The following is a 17,662-nucleotide window of genomic DNA, read 5'->3' as shown; positions in this document are numbered from 1 at the left end:
CATCATGAAGAAATTTAGCATTGTTGTATTATCAGTCTTAACATTAATTTTTTTAGCAGCTTGTGGGTCTAGTGAAGAATCAAGTGACTCCGGAGAAAGTAAAGGTACCATTAATTTAGCGGTAACGTCTTGGACAAGTACCGTACCTCCAACAAAGATTGCACGTATTATTATTGAAGATATGGGCTATGAAGTGCAAGAAACACAAGCAGATGTTAGTTCAACATTTGTAGGGTTATCTCGAGGAGATTCAGATGTATATATGGATTCTTGGATGCCAGCACATGAAAATCAGATGGAGAAGTACTCAGACTCCATTGAAAAAGTATCAACTAGTTATGATAATGCAAACACTGGTTTAACAATCCCTTCGAACATAGAGGGTATTAATAAAGTAAGTGATCTTAAAGGAAAAGAAGATCAATTTGGTAATAAGATTTATGGTATTGAAGAGGGAGCAGGAGCAACAGAAATGATGCGTGACTTGATTGATGAAGCGGATCTAGATGTTGAATTAGTTCCATCTTCTGAAGGTGGTATGTTAGCCCAAGCACAACGAAAAATGTCGAGTGATGAGCCTGTAATATTCTATGGCTGGAGACCACATTCTATGTTTAATAAGTACGATATCAAAGTACTTGAAGATGACTATGAAGTATTTACACCTTCAACGGTAAATGTACTTGCAAATGAAGGTCTAGAGGAAAAAGCTCCAGATGTATATGCGTTTCTACAAAATTGGAGTATCTCCATTGATGATGTTGAAGAAATGATTACTAAAATTGAAGACGGTGCAGATGAGCGTGAAGTTGCGCAAGAATGGATAGATAATAATCAAGATAAAGTAAATAAAATGCTTGAAAATGAGTAAAAGATAAGAAGATTAGACGCTAGGACAAAAGGATTTAATCAAAGGAAAAACAAAAAACTATGTTTAGGAAATATACTCGTTTATCTTATCGAGTGACTAACTAAGCTCGTCGTGCTCATGCACGACGGGTCTCAGTTAGTCTTACTTCCAAAACATAAGCTCTTAGATTGTTCAACTTTTGATCTAAACCTATTATTATGTCTTAGCGTCTTTATTTATTTTCTAATAATTGAATATCCTTTTTTGTAAGTGGTTCTTGATTAATTTGAATATCTCCTGATTTTATATGATCCAAATTTATTTTTCCATCAATGAAGAGGTTATCTGGCAATATAGAAGGAATAGGATATCTTACACGTTCCCCGGCTATATCGTAAAACAAATATCCTTCATTGTCATCATGGATAACGGAATTTATTTTCATATTAGGCACAAGAAGTAACGTCATTTTTTCTCGCTCATTCCAGAGCATTTTGATAATTAGTTTTTTTCTTGTTTTTTCTTCTACGAAGGATTTCCATTGCTGCAAGGTTATTTCTTTATTCATGTTGTTCCTCCTCCTGTTTTATGGTTTAGTAACATTCATTAGATATCTTTCTATGTCTATTTTGTTCAATCCTAGTTCGGATAATCCTTTACAAATGATATTCCGATAAGAAATTGCAGGGGCATATCTCACCATGTCTGTTATTGGATTGCTATTGGTAAATGTAAAGATAGGAGAGCCGTCTTCTTCACCTAAATAGATAATACGATCATACCAGCCTAAGTCTAAATCAGCAAAACCACGATCCCTTACTTTACATAAATCGATGTAAATATCCTTTAGCCGATTTTCTTGAGCAACAACTTCTAAAAATTGTTCTTCGGTAATTCGGTACATACGTCCGATGGTTGAATGATTTGCATCATATTCATGATGAATAAATGCCACTCCGCCCTCTCCCCATTTACTCCTTTCTTTAGCAAAATAAAGCTGATAAGGAAGGATAATTTTTTTGTTTTCTTTTGGTAAGGTTTTATCTCGACAGCCTCTTTCTGCTTTGTTAGATCCGTATGGTTGTCGTCCAAGAATATAACAATAAAAACGCTCTTTACATAAATTTGATCCATAACTGGAATACCAAATTTCCATTAAATCAACCCCAAACACACAAGAAATATTACTGTTATTGTAAACCAAACAAAGTCTATTTTTCTATTAATTACGGTAAAAGAAGCATTAATAATTGGAAAATATTAGTTTTTTTCCACTGAATAATTCGAGAAATCGAGTAAATACGATTATTTCGTACCTTATATAAGCATTTAGGTTATATTTCTAATAATAGAATTATATTTAAAATATTTTTCTGAAATATAAGGCAAAAGAGAAATTTCGTAATATGAAATTATTTGATAACATTAAATATGTCAGTTTTTGTAGAATATAATCTATTTAGGGGGCAGAAATAATGAAAAAGAATAAGTGGAGTTTGCTGATTATGTTGTCAGCGTTCTTAATAATTCTTTCAGCTTGTGGATCTAGTGAAGAGGATTCAGCATCAGGTGAAGGAGAGGATAATGCTAACGATGAAGGTTCTTATGATTTAGAAGATTCCTATACTATAGTTAGTGATAATTCTTTCGTTCCTTTTGAGTTTGTAGAGGATGGGGAGTTAACTGGATTTGATATCGAACTAATAAAAGCTATTGCAGATGAAGTAGGATTTGAAATTGAAGGTGGAGAAATTCAAACTACGAATTTTGATGGAATTATCCCTGGACTTCAAACACAACAATTTGATATTGCTATTGCAGGTATAAGTATCACTGAGGAACGTAAACAAGTTATTGATTACAGTGAACCTTACTACGAATCTGGTCTGAAGATTGCGGTATCAGCTGATAATGAAGATATTAATAGTTTAGAAGATTTAGAAGGTAAAACGGTTGCTACTCGTATGGGGTCTACAAGTGCCGATTTTCTTGAAGAAAACCTTGAAGATGCAACTATTAATCAATTCGAACAACTAGATCAAGTTTATTTAGCGGTGGAAAATGGAAGTGCTGATGCAGTTATGTATGATGCACCAAACGTAGACTATTATATTTCTACAACAGGAGATGGATTAAAATCAGTTGGAGACTTATATCAAGCAGAAAACTATGGTATTGCCATCGCAAAAGGAAATGAAGACTTAGTTGCTGCCATTGACGATGCACTGGCAACATTAAAAGAAAATGGTACTTATGATGAAATCTATAATAAGTGGTTTGGTTCAGAAGAATAATATAAGTCAACATTAAGTTTAGGTATGCTGTATAAAAATTTTAAAGCTTATAAGGCTTATCACAAGTAGATAAGCCTTATTTTATTTAATGAGGTGAAAGAATGGATGCTATTGGAAGATTGTTAGAGTTTGATTGGTTTCGTGTGTTTGAATTTATGCCTGAATTAGGAAAAGGATTGTATTACACTCTATTAATTTCTATTATTGGATTACTTATTGGTTTTGTTCTTGGAGCAATATTTGGGCTTGGGCGAATCTCTAAAAATAAATTTTTATTTGTATTGGCGTCTATTTATGTAGAGGTAGTGAGAGGTACTCCTGTACTTGTGCAAGCAATTTGGATATTCTTTGCGTTACCAATTATTATCCAATATAATTTTGACCCGATTGTAGCTGGTATTATTGTTATTGCTATTAATTCAGGTGCGTACATCGCAGAAGTTGTTCGTGGGTCAGTAGAATCAATTGATAAAGGTCAAATCGAGGCTGGACGTTCACTTGGGCTTACAAAAAATCAAACCATGAGATATATTATCTGGCCACAGGCTTTTAAACGAATGATTCCTCCACTAGGAAATCAATTTATCATCAGTATCAAAGATACATCACTCTTATCTGTTATCCTAGTACCAGAGTTAATGTTCCAAGGTAGATTAATAGTATCCAATCAATTTATTGCGGTTGAAATATATACTGCTGTGGCATTATTCTATCTAGCAATCACATTGACACTATCGTTGATACTACGATTAATTGAAAGAAGGTTGAATTACTAATGATAACTGTAAATGGTCTACACAAACGATTTGGGAAAAATGAAGTGTTAAAAGGGATAAATTGTAAAGTGAAAGAGACAGAAGTTGTATGTGTCATTGGTCCAAGTGGTTCAGGGAAAAGTACTTTTTTACGTTGCTTAAATTTATTAGAAGATGTTTCAAGCGGTAAAGTCGTTATCGACGGTCATGATTTAACTGATAAAAGAACGGATATAAATATGGTGCGTACAGAAGTTGGAATGGTATTTCAGCAATTTAACTTATTCCCACATAAGACAGTATTACAGAATGTAATGCTGGCCCCACAAAAAGTAAGGAAAATAACAAGTGAAGAAGCGAGAAAACGTGGTGAAACATTATTGGAAAAAGTTGGTCTATCCGATAAAGCGAATCAATATCCTTCTCAATTATCTGGTGGTCAGCAACAACGTGTTGCGATAGCGAGAGCTTTAGCCATGGAACCGAAGCTTATGCTATTTGATGAGCCTACTTCAGCACTTGACCCAGAATTAGTAGGGGAAGTATTAGAGGTTATGAAGCAATTGGCTAAAGAAGGTATGACAATGGTAGTTGTAACACACGAAATGGGCTTTGCTAAAGAAGTAGCAGATCGTGTCTTGTTTATGGATGAAGGAATTATTATGGAGGAAAATACCCCAGATAAGATATTTACCAACCCAACTTCCGAAAGAACAAAAGAATTTTTGAATAAAGTATTATAGATAAGCTTAAGTCTCCATCTTATTATAGATGGGGATTTTATTTATTATATAAAGTGAATTTGCAGTTTTAAGACGAGTTGCTAAGCCAAAGCGAGACGATAAATCCAAGAAAGTAATTTGGGAGTTCTAAAAAACCAAAAAAGCTTGAAAAATCCGAACAAGTGGTGAATAGAGTGGTTCTATAAACGAAAAAAGGATAAGAATACGATGAAAGTGGTGAATAGAGTGGTTCTATAAACGAAAAGAGCTTCGGAATATCATGATAATCGTAAATAGAAGATTAAGTCAGTAAAATTGTGTAAAAAAAGAGTTATTTTAATCACTTTTGGTTACAATGTAATCAATCACTGGAGGTTTGAAGTGCAGTTAATAAGGAAATGCATTATTTACGGGAGCAATAAAGTTTAACATCAAAGACTGTCTGGCGAAAGAATGGGACACTATACTATACATAAAGATTGTAGAATAGCACAAAATAAGCAATTGAATAGGATTAAAAGGAGTTCGAATAATGCAATTGTTTCGAGTAAGTTCTAATCACCAGATATCTGCTCAATTTCTTGATAATCGGAGGCTATCTAAACAAGTATTGGAAACATATCAGATTATTCGAGTTTGTTTAGCTGAATTAAAAATAATTGAAGGTAATACAAAATATCTTCAACATCCGATTGTAAAGCATGTATATAATGGTGGCACACCATACCTAGTAGATACATGGCGTTTTCTACAGGCATGTAACGAAGAACATATACTCCGAGGTGGTACACGTAATGCTGAGTTCCGGAATCAACTAGTAGATTTGGAGAAGATAATTGAGGAACATAAATATTTATTTTCAAATGAGCCATTACCACCTTATTTTGTATATGGTGATAAAAAGATTTTTGGACAAAAAGCATACGAATTATATCAAACTATTTTGTATGATAAATGGAGAAATGACAAGATAGCACCTCGATGTGGAATACATAGATAAGACGATGTAAAAATGAAGATTTTACTAACTATTACTCATGATAGAGCATCGGAATTATAAAATTAACTATATGAATTCTTCCCATCACGATTTAAAAAGCGTATACTATCTATATTCGTTTTTTTTGAAAAATTATGATGTTTGAAAGAAGGTAGTTAACGTTGAACTATGCATTTAGATGGCCGTTTTTTGTTGTTGGTATCATGGTGTTTAGTTTGGGGATTGCATTAACAATTAATATGCAACATCTTGGCATTCACCCGTGGGATGTAATCAATGTAGCTTTCTTTAATAATTTCGGACTGACGATCGGGTCATGGAATATTATAGTTTCTTGTATATTAATTATTATATCCTTTTGTTTGGATCGAACTTATATAAAAGTTGGTACGTTTTTTAACGCCATTCTGGTAGGAGTTTTTGTAGATTTTTACCATTGGTCTGGTATTCTCCCAACTGCAACTCATACTTGGGTTGATATAGTATTTATATTGATTGGGATTGTTATTATGGGATTTGGCGGTGGAATGTATAATGCTGCGGGAGTAGGTTCAGGTCCAAGAGATGGTTTTATGCTATCTTTGTCAGATAAATTAAATGCTCCAATTGGTCGAGTAAGAATTATTACAGAATGTACTGTTTTAGTAATTGGCTTACTAATTGGAGGTCCAGTATTTATTTTTACATTTATATTTACGTTTATACAGAGTCCAATATTTCAGTGGACCTATTTAAAGTTAGGAGCACTTGTAGTGAAAATGGATTATAAACGAAGCAATCGTTTAAAGAAACACACCCATATATCTTAAAAACGATTGAACAATGAATAAGAACATAACAACTGGTATATTTTCAAGGGGTGATTGATGTCTCACTCTTTTCGAGGGAATTATTGCTTAACCATTTGCATGAGTGAATAAAAGTATGGCATAATAGTGTTGTTGAAAAATGCAACATAAGTAGGTGTGAAAATGATTAAGACAATGTTAATTGCTCCATATTCTGGTATGGCAGAATCTGTAAAACAAATTAAACTCCCAGATGATTTCCATGTTGATATTGAAGTCGCTAACTTAGAAGATGCACTTCAACTGGCTGATAGTGTTGAAGATCAAGGCTATGACTTGATTATAAGCCGTGGTGGTACTGCAGCTATGATTCAAGAAAAAGTGTCAATACCAGTTATTCATATAGATATTAGCGGGTATGATATGCTTCGTGTGTTTACTTTGATCCAAGATACCAATCATAGTGTTGCGCTTGTTGGTTTTGAGAATATATGTCGAGGTGCGAAGACGTTGAGTAGCATCTTAGAGTATGAGATTGAAATGTTTACAATAAGTCACCGAAATCAAGTTCGTTCCCAATTAGAAGAATTAAAAAGGCTTGGCTATACTATTGTTATTGGGGATGTTGTAACAGTAGAAGAAGCACAAAAATTAGGAATCCGAGGCATTTTAATCACTTCTGGTAAAGAAGCTATTTTAGATGCGTTTGATGAAGGGAGAAGGCAATATCAATTATTAAAGCGAGCACATGCTAGAGTATCGCGCTATCATCAGATTCTTCAATCACTTCCACCAAACATAATCTTGGTAAATAAAAAGTGTGAAATAGAATTCTCTAATCTCTCTACTGAAAATGATGAAATAACAAATGAAATTATCGAGTACAAGCAGATAAATCAGTTAGTATGGAAAGTTTTAAAAGAAAAGAAGCCTTATTGGGAGTCAATTGAAACAAATAAATATAACATAGATATGCAAATCTTTCCTATTAAACAAGATGATTCATTAATCGGAATTTATATACAAGCACTCAAAAGGGTGGAAGAGCTAAGTCCTGTTAAATTAATTAGTAGAGTAGTACATACTCCTATTATTGGTGATAGTTCTTATTCGGAATCGGTAAGAGAGACGATTAATCAATTCGCAAAAGTGAATGAGCGTATTCTCATAAGTGGAGAACAAGCAACTGGTAAAATGACTATTGCAAAGTCTATACATTTTACTAAATTTGGACAAGATAATCCGATGCTTGTTGTAGATTGCAGCTTAATTACTCAAGAAGGGATACAACATTTAGTTGAAAAAGTCCAAATGATGGATAAAGGTACGATAATCTTTGAAAAAATAGATAGTCTCCCTCTTCAGAAGCAAGAACAATTATGTAATTTTGTTCAGAACACACCTAATACTGTTCAAATTATTTCTTTATCAGAGCAATATTTAGAATCTTTACTTCATAATCAACTTTTTAATTCAGATTTATATCAATTAGTCTCTATGTTAACATTCTATACTAAACCATTGAGAGAAAGAAAAGAAGATATAGCTGCATTTACCTCTTATTTCTTATCGGAATTTCATACGCACAGTGGAAATGAAACACTTGGTATAAGAAAATCGTCAATCGAAATGTTAAAAGAGTTTGATTGGAGTGGAAATCTAAATGAATTAAAAAGAAGATTGAAAGAATTAAGTATAAAAGCAACAGGGTATTATATTAACGAAGATCATGTTCATGAATTATCAGTAAGAGAAGATAGGCAAAAGATGAATGAGTGTATGAATCAAGAAAATTTCATCTCAATAACAGGTACTTTAGAAGAAATCGAACAACAAATCATTCAAAAAGTATATGAAGAAGAGAATAGAAATCAAACCAAAACAGCAAAACGATTAGGGATTAATCGAACGACGCTTTGGAGAAAACTAAATAATACTTCAGTTAGAGAGTCTATTGATAAAAAGTAGGCTCTTTTTTGTTGCATTATAAAACAAAATTTATATATATAATGATTTTTTGATGTTTTTCTAAAAAAATGTTGCAAAATAATTCTATTAGTTGTACTATAATTATTGAAAACGCTTTATGAATTAAAAGATTTGTTTAAAAAATAAACAATCTATATAATTGAGGGGGATTAAAATGAAAATTAAAGCAACGATTGAGAAGATTCCAGGAGGAATGATGGTAGTTCCGTTGCTACTTGCAGCAACTATTAATACGATAGCTCCAGATTTACTTCGTATTGGAAATTTCACGCAAGCTTTGTTCGTAGATGGAGCAAGTACGTTAATAGCACTATTTCTTTTATTCACAGGAGCTCAAATTAATCTACGTAACGTTGGAGTTAGTTTAGGAAAAGGTGCAACATTACTTGTGACAAAATGGGTTGCAGGTGCCCTAGTAGGTTTAATTGCATTTATGATGATGGGAGATAATGGTTTATGGCTTGGATTGGCACCGATTGCAATTATTGCAGCGATGACAAATAGTAACGGTGGATTGTATGTAGCGCTTGTAGGACAATATGGGGATAAAACAGACCGTGCTGCGTACTCTCTTTTAGCGCTTAATGATGGTCCGTTTCTAACAATGATTGCATTATCCATCTTTGGAGCAATGGGCTTTGTAGAAGGAATGTTTTCATTTGCTTCCTTTATATCTGTATTATTACCAATTGTAGTTGGTATGGTTCTTGGTAATTTAGATGAAGACTTAAGAAATTTCTTTAGTACGGGAAGTTCCGTATTAATACCTTTCTTTGCATTTGCATTAGGTATGGGAATTGATTTCACAAGTATTATTGAAGGTGGACTCGGTGGAATCGTATTAGGATTACTAACTGTTTTCTTCACTGGTACTGTTGGATACTTTGTATTTAAAGCAATGAAATGGAATCCAATTGTTGGTGCTGCTGAAGGATCAACTGCTGGTAATGCAGTAGCAACTCCAGCTGCTATAGCTGCAGCAAGTCCGGCATTTGCAGCGAATGTGGAATTAGCTACCGTTCAAGTAGCTGCAGCAGTAGTAACAACAGCAATTTTACTACCAATTTATATCGGTTTTCTTGTTAAACGATTAGAGAAAAAAGGTGTAAACGTTCCAGATGACTACGCAGTTCAAGATAATAAGAATTAAAATGGTTAAATTAAAGTGGGTGGTACAACATGGCAAAACAGATTGCAATTATAGCGGATGATTTGACTGGAGCAAATGATAGTGGAGTACAATTGACTGAAAAAGGAATGGATACTTCAGTATTATTTGAAATTCCAGAAGAAATGGAGCTTTTGAGTGAAGGATTAGTAATTGATACCAATTCACGAGCGCTTAATAAAGCAGATGCGATTTCAATTACCTCACAGGCTACAAATCTAATAAATAAATTAGGTTATCAGCATGTCTATAAAAAAATGGATTCTACTTTACGTGGGCATATCGGATATGAGTTGAAAGTGATGGAATTTGAATTAGATGCAGATTTAGTTTTAATAGCACCAGCTTTTCCGAGTATGGGGCGTGTCACTAAAAATGGGTATCACTATGTCTATGATGAGTTAATTTCTGAGACCGAGATATCGAAAGATCCAAAACATCCTGTAACTGAATCTCATATTCCAACTCTGATAAAAAATCAGATAGGTGAAGAAGTTGGATTAATCACGAAGCGTGAGTATGAAGACGAAACTTTACTGTTAAACAAACTTGACTCCTATCAAAAAGAGAATATAAAAATGGTAGTTTTTGATGCAGAAACAGAAGAAGATTTAAGAACAATTGCTTCTCGAATTGCTTCTACAAATCAAAAAGTTGTATGGGCTGGATCTGCTGGTCTAGCGGAAGTTGTCCCAGAAGTATTGCACTTGGAAAAAGAAAAACAAGTAACTTCCTATACTAACTCGAATATAACAATGACGGTTTGTGGCAGTTTATCACAAATGACACAGAAACAAGTACAGTATGCAATGAAACAAAATGGAGTAAAAGCTGTTGAATTAAACCCAACAAAGATGTTTCAGGATGACTGGAATACCTATAAAATAACTTACATGGAAGAATGTTTAACTGGGTTTAAAGACGATAAAGATGTAGTCTTATATGTTCCTTCTAATGAAGTTATTCGTAAAGATGTTCAAGAAATTGGAACCAATCTGGGTCTAACTAAAAATCAAATTGGAGAAACTATATCTGAAAAAATCGCTGATTTAGTAACTACGATAAAAGAAGAATTTCCTAGGATAGATCGGTTTGTTTTAACTGGTGGTGACACAGCAAAGGCAACAGCACAGCATTTAGGTGCAATTGGTATTCATCTAATCAAACAACTTGAGCCAGGCATACCATTAGGTTCTTTAATAGGAACTATTGAAAGCTTAGTCGTTACAAAAGCGGGAGCATTTGGGAAAGAAGATTCTATTTATAAAGCAATGCTCCAACTGAAAGGAGAAATTGTCGATGAGTAAAAAACCAATTATTGGAATAACTATGGGAGATGCAGCAGGGGTAGGTCCAGAAATTATCATCAAAAGTTTACGGAATCGTGAGATATATGAACAAGCTCATCCAATCGTAATTGGTGATGCAAAGATGCTAGAGAGAGCTGCAAAAATACTTGGTGTCGAAGTATCTTTTGATAAGAAAACCAAAGATGAAGAACTTACAGATACTGCTTTTGGAAAAATTACTTGTATTGATTTAGATATACTACCAGAAGACTTGGCATATGGACAGGTTTCCCCTGTATCAGGAAATGCGGCTTTTGAATATTTACGTATGGCAATAGATCTTGCGAATGAAGGGAAAATCCAAGCAATTTGTACGGCTCCTTTAAATAAAGAAGCACTACAAAAAGGCGGGCATATGTACCCTGGGCATACAGAGATTCTTGCTGAATTAACAAACACAGAAGAGTTTTCTATGATGCTATCCTCGCCAAAATTAAAGGTTATTCATGTTACAACACATGTTGGTCTTATTCAAGCCATACAGATGATTAAACCAGAACGTGTGCATAAAGTAATTCAATTAGCACATGATACACTATCAAATTCAGGTATTAAAAACCCTAAAATTGGTGTTTGTGGTATCAATCCCCATGCTGGAGAGAATGGATTGTTTGGTAATGGTGAAGAAGAAGAGAAAATAATTCCAGCTATTCAACAAGCGCAAAAAGAAGGGATAAATGTGGAAGGGCCATTACCTGCGGATACTTTGTTCTTCCGAGCGCAACGTGGAGATTTTGATATTGTTGTAGCGATGTATCATGATCAAGGTCATGGACCAATTAAAGTATTGGGATTGGAAGCAGGGGTAAATATAACCGTAGGCCTGCCAATTATTCGTACAAGTGTCGACCACGGAACGGCATTCGATATTGCTGGCAAAGGGATTGTAGATGAAAGAAGTATGTTAGAAGCACTTTATCAAGCAATAGAGTTAGCGCCAACAAAATAATAAAAAACCTTAAGGAAAACAGATTTATCCGTTCTCCTTAAGGTTTTTTATTTGTTGATATTATTTACTATGGAAAAAATATAGGAGAGGGATTCCTCATTTTGCGTGAAATTTTGTAACCATAGCCAAGTAAAAAAACCGGTTAATAATATAACGACAATGATGATAAAGACAATGTGTGAACCTTTCATCCTAGCACCTCTTCAATCATATTATTGTGAAGCTATCGCTTTAGATACATCATAATTTTCAAGCTCGATATCCGGTGACTCACCAAGTGCTATCTTCGCAAGTTGTTGACCCACAAACGGACCCATTGTTAACCCAGTTCCACCTAATCCGTTAGCCAAGTATACACCTTTAATTTGATGTAGTGGACCGACAACTGGGAGAGATCCAGGTGTAATTGGTCTAAATCCGACTCTTGTTTCAATTACAGTGCTATTTTCTAATCCTGGAGCCACATTTAAAGCTTTATCTAAGATTTCGTGCACTCTTCCGGCTGTTATTCGATAATCAAAGCCGACATTATCTTCATAAGTAGAACCTAAGACAATTCGGTTATCTGGTAAAGAGAGCATATATTGGTTTCCCGGAGGCATAATAACAGGCCAACTTGTAGTATCAATTCCAGGTAACTTTACATGTGTAATTTGAGCTCGTTGAGGAAATACCTGTAAATCAATTCCGAAAGGTTTAACAAGTTCTGACATCCATGCCCCGTTTGTAAGTATTACTTTGTCGGCAGGGAGGGTATACTGATTATCCAGATGGACTCCTTTTATTTGATAATCCTCGATACTTAGACTGGCATCGCCCTGTAAAATATTTACACCTTTTAATTTTCCAGCTCTTTTAAGTGCTTGAAGTAACTCTTGACCATTTACCCGTGCAGCTCCACTTATATAGACAGACCGATAATCTTCTTTAAGAATAGGAACTCGATTTAATGTTTCCAATTCGTTTAAAGTAGAAATTTCACCAATTTCAGGAGCGGTTTCTTTTCTTTTTGTTGCTCGTTCTACCATACCCTCTAATTTCTTTGTTTCAGTATGTAGACTAATTGCGCCGACTTTTTCATACCCTGTATTTGTCTCTCCTAAGGATTTTAATTCAGCAATCAATTCCGTATATAGTGCAGCGCCACTTTTGGCTAGATGATACCAATTTTTATTACGTCGTTGTGAAATCCAGGGGCATATGATACCTGCCGCAGCATCAGTAGCTTGTCCTTGATCATTACGATCGATCAGTGTAACGGATGCTCCTTGTTTCGCAAGGTAATAAGCAGTACTCGCTCCTACAATTCCACCACCTATAACTATTACTTTTTCACTCATTTGTTCGATGAGAAATCAGATTGTTGATTAATTATCTCGTTTAATAATACAGTACATTTTAGATTAAATTGTTTATTTCTCACCATAACCCTCCAATAGTAATGATTATAATAGAAGTCTATAAACTTTTACAGTATTTAGCCAGGAAACAGGAGAATTTAATGAAATGTAGAATTTATAGATAGTAGGAGTTTGGGAAGGAGGGATAAAAGTGTATCAAAAGATAACTTATCTAAGTTATGTGATTATGGCGTTAGGATTATTAATAATTTTATTTGGAATATTTACCTCTATCGAAATGGCTACTTTTGATGATTATTATGAGCCAAGCAGCGGCTTAGGAGAGAATGAAGAGATAACATTTGATTGGACACAATTTTATTATTCTTTTATACAATCCTTAGAAGCTGGAGTAGTTACTATTGGAATCGGTTTTATCGGTTTAATACTCAATCAAGGAAATCGGTTACGAGATAAACAAACGAAAGAATTGACTAGGCTTTCATTACCAGTTAGCAAACAAGAATCAGTATATAAAGCAGAAGAAACATGGGAGATAACAGAGGAAGATGAATGGAAAATTGATGAATTATATAAAGATAAAGCGATCTTAGAAATACATCCTACATTGGAAGAGGGATATGTTGTTGTAACTTTAAAGGATTTTGATGAGGAAGGTGATTCCTATCAAAGAGTAGTATACATAAGTTCGGAGAAAGCGAAAGAGATAAAGCAACCTGCTCTAGTTAAAAAGTTTTTTAAACAACTGAATAACGTAGGTTAACTTTAACGGAGGATTGATGATGGGAAAGAATCAAAAAAAGAAAAGTAACAAGCGATTTTGGTGGGTTCTTATCAGTGTAATTATTATCGTTGGGGTAGGGTCCAGTCTATTTTTCTTTAATTTTTTTGGGATAGGAATAGATGCTCTGAATAATAGCGATACCGCGGGCTCTGTAGAACAAAAGGATTTGTCTAAGAAAGAAGAGGAGAAGATTAATCAAGTTCGTTCTACGGTAGGAGAATCTCACCAAGACTTAGGTGATTTTGTGGCATCGACGCATGAATTTTATAATGATACAACTGGATACGGTGGTATAAATAACCTTGATTGGGAAGAACAAAAAAATAAATCGGAACAAGTAATAATGGAGATAGAGAAGCTAACATTAGATGTCTCGGATGAATCTTTAAAACAAGACTTACAATCAATATTAAATGTAAGTCAACAAGCTATTGAAGAAGAAGAAGCCGAAGATGTACGTTCACTCCATAGGTATTTTCACGACCTAGATATCGCATTGAACGACTATCAGAGTTATGATAGAATTTGGAATGTTACGGAGACATTAAAAGAAGTACGATAGATATTACACGGATAGCTAGGAAAAACAATCAAGGTAATAGGTGTCCGTGAAAAAGGCTTTTTTGTAGAGTATGATAGAATAGTTATGGTAATCTAAAAAAGGAATAATCGATGGAAGGAGAAGTTTTGGTGAAAACATTAATTTTTGGACATAAAAATCCAGATACAGATACAATTTGCTCAAGTCTCGCTTATGCAGATTTAAAAACAAAACTAGGTTATGATGTGACATCTGTACGTTTAGGCGAGGTAAACCAAGAAACACAATTTGCTTTAGATAAATTTAATATAAAAGCTCCAGAATTAATAGAACGTTTAGAAGATGGAGCAGAGGTTATACTAGTAGATCATAATGAATTCCAACAAAGTGTAGATAATATTGAAAATGCTACGATTCGTGAAGTAATAGATCATCATCGTATTTCTAACTTTGAAACAAAGGAACCATTATATTTTCGTGCTGAACCGGTCGGCTGTACTGCAACAATCTTAAACAAAATGTACAAAGAAAGTGACGTTTCTGTAGATAAAGACATTGCTGGAATATTACTTTCTGCAATTATATCAGACTCATTATTATTGAAATCTCCAACTTGCACAGATGAAGATGTAAAAGCAGCACATGAACTTGCAGAAATCGCAGGTGTGGATTTAGAGAGTTATGGTCTTGATATGTTAAAAGCCGGTGCTGATTTAAGTGATAAAACAGTAAGTGATCTGATCACAATGGATGCAAAAGAATTTGCAATGGGGAATGCTAAAGTTGAAATAGCGCAAGTAAATGCTGTAGATACAAATGAGATTTATAAACTTCATGACGAATTAGTTGAAGTGATTACCAGTCGAACAAACGATAACGACTTAGATTTATTCTTGTTTGTTGTCACTGATATTCTCAACAATGATTCAGAAGCATTAGCTATTGGAAGTGGGAAAGACAAGGTAGAATCAGCATTTAACGTAACCTTGGATTCAAATAATCGTGCTTTATTAAAAGGCATTGTATCTCGTAAAAAGCAGATTGTTACTGTATTAACGGAACAATTTAAATAATAATGAAAAAATCTCCTTTAATATTAAAGGAGATTTTTTTTCAATAAAAAACCATCGATAAAAATCGATGGTTTATTCAGCAAACTAATTAGTTTTTAACAACGTTAGCTGCTTGTGGTCCACGGTTACCTTCTTCGATATCGAAAGAAACTGATTGACCTTCTTCTAATGTTTTGAAACCTTCGCCTTGGATTGCTGAGAAGTGTACGAATACATCGTCTCCACCTTCAACTTCGATGAAACCGAAGCCTTTTTCTGCGTTAAACCATTTTACTGAACCTGTGTTCATATAGAAAACCTCCATGTGCGTAATGCACGATATATTACTATTTAGTTCAAGTTTACAATCAAGACAAAAGCTCGTTACATTGAAACATTCTATCCTGTATTTCTACCGAACATAAATAATTAATCTTAGTATAACACACATAATAAAAAAATATCCACCCTTTTAAAAAATTGTCTTAGAATAATTGTTTGTAATTGCTAAACACTATGTATATAGGAAAAGGAAGGAGGATAGGTTATGTCAAAAAGACAAATGGGACCAAAACAACAAAAAAGTCCAGATTTACCTAAAAGTCCTGAACAACCTTATGGTGAACCATTAAATGGTTCGAAAAAAACTAAAAAAGCAAATCATTCAGGTCAAAAACATAATCCACATCATGGCTTATAATGAGAGATTGTATAGTGATATTACATTCAAGGCTTGAGGAGGATAACTTAGCCAAAAGTATCTAAAAGTATTTGATGCTATCCAATTACTACTCTGTGGAGTGGGGAAAGAACAATAAGCTCTATATGAATTTAAGTTCATTGGATATTTAAATGTAGATTAAGTCAATTCTAAAACCCAAAACAGGCGGAGAAATCCGAAAAAGTAGTAGATAGACTGGTTCCAAAACCAAAACAGCTTAGTAAAATATATAGAGGTTGTACGATATGTAACGTCCGTTATCCCACAAATAGACTTCTTGTATTATTTTAAAAGTCTTTAAGTGGGAGTATTTCGGGCGTTTATTCAACATAATATCAGTTCAATAATCTCTTAAACGAGTTAATTATTTATTATAAGATATATATGTCTTTTCATTCTTTATAAATTGAAAATAGAATTTACTCAATCATTACCTCTCGTTACATTTGTTTTTAATTTTTCTAATATAACTATCTATTTATTTGGTGCATCCCTTGACGTGAAAAACCCTTCATTTTATTCTGTTAATATACTGACTTAGATAAAGAGGTGAATGAAGGTGTGGAAAGAATTTAAAGAATTTGCTTTTAAAGGGAATATCATAGATTTAGCTGTAGCAGTTGTCATTGGTGGTGCATTCGGAGCGATTGTAACATCTTTTGTAGAAAATATAATTACTCCATTAATGGGGATAGTTGTTGGTGGCATCGATTTTACAAATTTGAAATTGACAGTTGGAGAAGCAGAACTATTATATGGAAATTTTATTCAATCATTTGTTGACTTTATTATTATTGCTCTTTCTATCTTTTTAGCTATTAAATTCCTTACAAAGTTTAAACGTCAGAAAGAAGAGGAAGCAGAAGAGGTTGTAGAAGAATTAAGTAAGCAAGAGGTGTTACTTGAAGAAATTAGAGATCTACTGAAAGAACAATCAAAAAAGAAGTAATTTGAAAGGTTGTCCTATTAAGTAACGGGATAACCTTTTTTAATGAGGTAAGAAAGTATATAGATTTGGTATTTTAATCTCGTAAACAGAAACTGCTACGTCCAGTTCCAGTTACCCGGAAACTAGACGACTTCACGAAATCTCCCAATACGAATGTTTTTCATGAGGCATAGTCACTTATGCCCTTGTGATGAAAGTCTTCATCGGTTCGTCACCTCACTGTGATTCCTTTATCTTAAAGAAATAGGAAGTTTGACTTTCAAACCATCCCTGAATAACAGCGGTGCACTTGCTACGCTTCTAAACTGAGCTTGCGCATTGTTCATTCAGTCTGTAGTCGGAGATAATTTCCGTCATAAGAAACAGGGAAATAATTCCGAACTTTGTTAA

General features: G+C 33.9%; 19 protein-coding genes. 15 read left to right on the top strand and 4 right to left on the bottom strand.

Translation table 11 applies throughout. The features are described 5' to 3' along the window. The first annotated feature begins 4 nt into the window (after positions 1-4). Entirely contained in the window at positions 5-871 is an 867-nt protein-coding gene (locus tag ABC346_RS17600) for a glycine betaine ABC transporter substrate-binding protein (protein WP_413236092.1), read from the top strand. A 211-nt stretch (positions 872-1,082) separates the two neighbouring features. On the opposite strand, the gene ABC346_RS17595 is transcribed toward ABC346_RS17600, so the two are convergent. Further along, positions 1,083-1,418, bottom strand: a complete 336-nt coding sequence (locus tag ABC346_RS17595; RefSeq protein WP_413236091.1) for a hypothetical protein — start codon at positions 1,416-1,418, stop codon at positions 1,083-1,085. A gap of 18 nt (positions 1,419-1,436) precedes the next feature. Next, the gene (locus ABC346_RS17590) at positions 1,437-2,006 is read right to left on the bottom strand and encodes a hypothetical protein (RefSeq protein ID WP_413236090.1); all 570 of its coding nucleotides are present in this window, start codon (positions 2,004-2,006) and stop codon (positions 1,437-1,439) included. A 319-nt stretch (positions 2,007-2,325) separates the two neighbouring features. Between ABC346_RS17590 and ABC346_RS17585 the strand changes: the two genes are divergently transcribed. From ABC346_RS17585 to pdxA, 9 genes are all read left to right on the top strand, one after another. Beyond that, complete coding sequence (locus ABC346_RS17585) at positions 2,326-3,144, top strand: glutamine ABC transporter substrate-binding protein (protein ID WP_413236089.1); 819 nt, start codon at positions 2,326-2,328, stop codon at positions 3,142-3,144. A gap of 101 nt (positions 3,145-3,245) precedes the next feature. Continuing rightward, a complete protein-coding gene (locus ABC346_RS17580) occupies positions 3,246-3,920 on the top strand; it encodes an amino acid ABC transporter permease (protein WP_413236088.1) in 675 nt (224 codons plus the stop codon). Further along, positions 3,920-4,642 (top strand): amino acid ABC transporter ATP-binding protein, encoded by a 723-nt coding sequence (locus tag ABC346_RS17575; protein WP_413236087.1) that lies wholly within the window; start codon positions 3,920-3,922, stop codon positions 4,640-4,642. The genes ABC346_RS17580 and ABC346_RS17575 overlap by 1 nt, the downstream gene beginning before the upstream one ends. Before the next feature lie 511 nt (positions 4,643-5,153). Further along, positions 5,154-5,621 carry a pyrimidine dimer DNA glycosylase/endonuclease V gene (locus tag ABC346_RS17570; RefSeq protein ID WP_413236086.1) on the top strand — a complete coding sequence of 156 codons (468 nt, stop codon included), beginning with the start codon at positions 5,154-5,156 and terminating at the stop codon, positions 5,619-5,621. A 161-nt stretch (positions 5,622-5,782) separates the two neighbouring features. Further along, complete coding sequence (locus ABC346_RS17565) at positions 5,783-6,430, top strand: YczE/YyaS/YitT family protein (protein ID WP_413236085.1); 648 nt, start codon at positions 5,783-5,785, stop codon at positions 6,428-6,430. A gap of 162 nt (positions 6,431-6,592) precedes the next feature. Further along, positions 6,593-8,377: a sigma-54-dependent Fis family transcriptional regulator gene (locus ABC346_RS17560; protein ID WP_413236084.1), complete on the top strand. Its 1,785-nt coding sequence runs from the start codon at positions 6,593-6,595 to the stop codon at positions 8,375-8,377. A 175-nt stretch (positions 8,378-8,552) separates the two neighbouring features. Continuing rightward, positions 8,553-9,548 carry a 2-keto-3-deoxygluconate permease gene (locus ABC346_RS17555; RefSeq protein ID WP_413236083.1) on the top strand — a complete coding sequence of 332 codons (996 nt, stop codon included), beginning with the start codon at positions 8,553-8,555 and terminating at the stop codon, positions 9,546-9,548. A 29-nt stretch (positions 9,549-9,577) separates the two neighbouring features. Then, on the top strand, positions 9,578-10,873 hold the full coding sequence (locus ABC346_RS17550; RefSeq protein ID WP_413236082.1) for a four-carbon acid sugar kinase family protein: 1,296 nt from the start codon (positions 9,578-9,580) through the stop codon (positions 10,871-10,873). After that, on the top strand, positions 10,866-11,864 hold the full coding sequence (pdxA, locus tag ABC346_RS17545) for a 4-hydroxythreonine-4-phosphate dehydrogenase PdxA (protein ID WP_413236081.1): 999 nt from the start codon (positions 10,866-10,868) through the stop codon (positions 11,862-11,864). The genes ABC346_RS17550 and pdxA overlap by 8 nt, the downstream gene beginning before the upstream one ends. A gap of 212 nt (positions 11,865-12,076) precedes the next feature. Here pdxA and ABC346_RS17540 read toward each other — a convergent pair whose 3' ends face one another. Further along, positions 12,077-13,204 carry an NAD(P)/FAD-dependent oxidoreductase gene (locus tag ABC346_RS17540; RefSeq protein ID WP_413236080.1) on the bottom strand — a complete coding sequence of 376 codons (1,128 nt, stop codon included), beginning with the start codon at positions 13,202-13,204 and terminating at the stop codon, positions 12,077-12,079. 211 nt (positions 13,205-13,415) lie between these two features. On the opposite strand from ABC346_RS17540, the gene ABC346_RS17535 reads away from it, so the two are divergent. The 3 genes from ABC346_RS17535 (at position 13,416) to ABC346_RS17525 (ending at position 15,623) form a co-directional block, all read left to right on the top strand. Further along, on the top strand, positions 13,416-13,988 hold the full coding sequence (locus tag ABC346_RS17535) for a hypothetical protein (RefSeq protein WP_413236079.1): 573 nt from the start codon (positions 13,416-13,418) through the stop codon (positions 13,986-13,988). A gap of 19 nt (positions 13,989-14,007) precedes the next feature. Further along, on the top strand, positions 14,008-14,571 hold the full coding sequence (locus ABC346_RS17530) for a hypothetical protein (protein ID WP_413236078.1): 564 nt from the start codon (positions 14,008-14,010) through the stop codon (positions 14,569-14,571). A gap of 125 nt (positions 14,572-14,696) precedes the next feature. Beyond that, the gene (locus ABC346_RS17525) at positions 14,697-15,623 is read left to right on the top strand and encodes a manganese-dependent inorganic pyrophosphatase (RefSeq protein ID WP_413236573.1); all 927 of its coding nucleotides are present in this window, start codon (positions 14,697-14,699) and stop codon (positions 15,621-15,623) included. Between the two features lie 88 nt (positions 15,624-15,711). On the opposite strand, the gene cspD is transcribed toward ABC346_RS17525, so the two are convergent. Then, positions 15,712-15,912 carry a cold-shock protein CspD gene (gene cspD, locus ABC346_RS17520; protein WP_011065421.1) on the bottom strand — a complete coding sequence of 67 codons (201 nt, stop codon included), beginning with the start codon at positions 15,910-15,912 and terminating at the stop codon, positions 15,712-15,714. 237 nt (positions 15,913-16,149) lie between these two features. Here cspD and ABC346_RS17515 point away from each other — a divergent pair, with 237 nt between their 5' ends. Both ABC346_RS17515 and mscL read left to right on the top strand, forming a co-directional pair. Then, positions 16,150-16,302 carry a small acid-soluble spore protein P gene (locus ABC346_RS17515; protein ID WP_413236077.1) on the top strand — a complete coding sequence of 51 codons (153 nt, stop codon included), beginning with the start codon at positions 16,150-16,152 and terminating at the stop codon, positions 16,300-16,302. Between the two features lie 580 nt (positions 16,303-16,882). Continuing rightward, positions 16,883-17,272, top strand: coding sequence for a large conductance mechanosensitive channel protein MscL (mscL, locus tag ABC346_RS17510; RefSeq protein ID WP_413236076.1), 390 nt, complete (start codon positions 16,883-16,885; stop codon positions 17,270-17,272). Positions 17,273-17,662: the final 390 nt, after the last annotated feature.

The sequence above is a fragment of the Oceanobacillus phoenicis genome (assembly GCF_047238145.1).
Lineage (GTDB): Bacteria > Bacillota > Bacilli > Bacillales > Amphibacillaceae > Oceanobacillus.
Note: the sequence above shows the minus strand (reverse complement) of the source record. Positions and strands in the feature narration are given on the sequence as shown.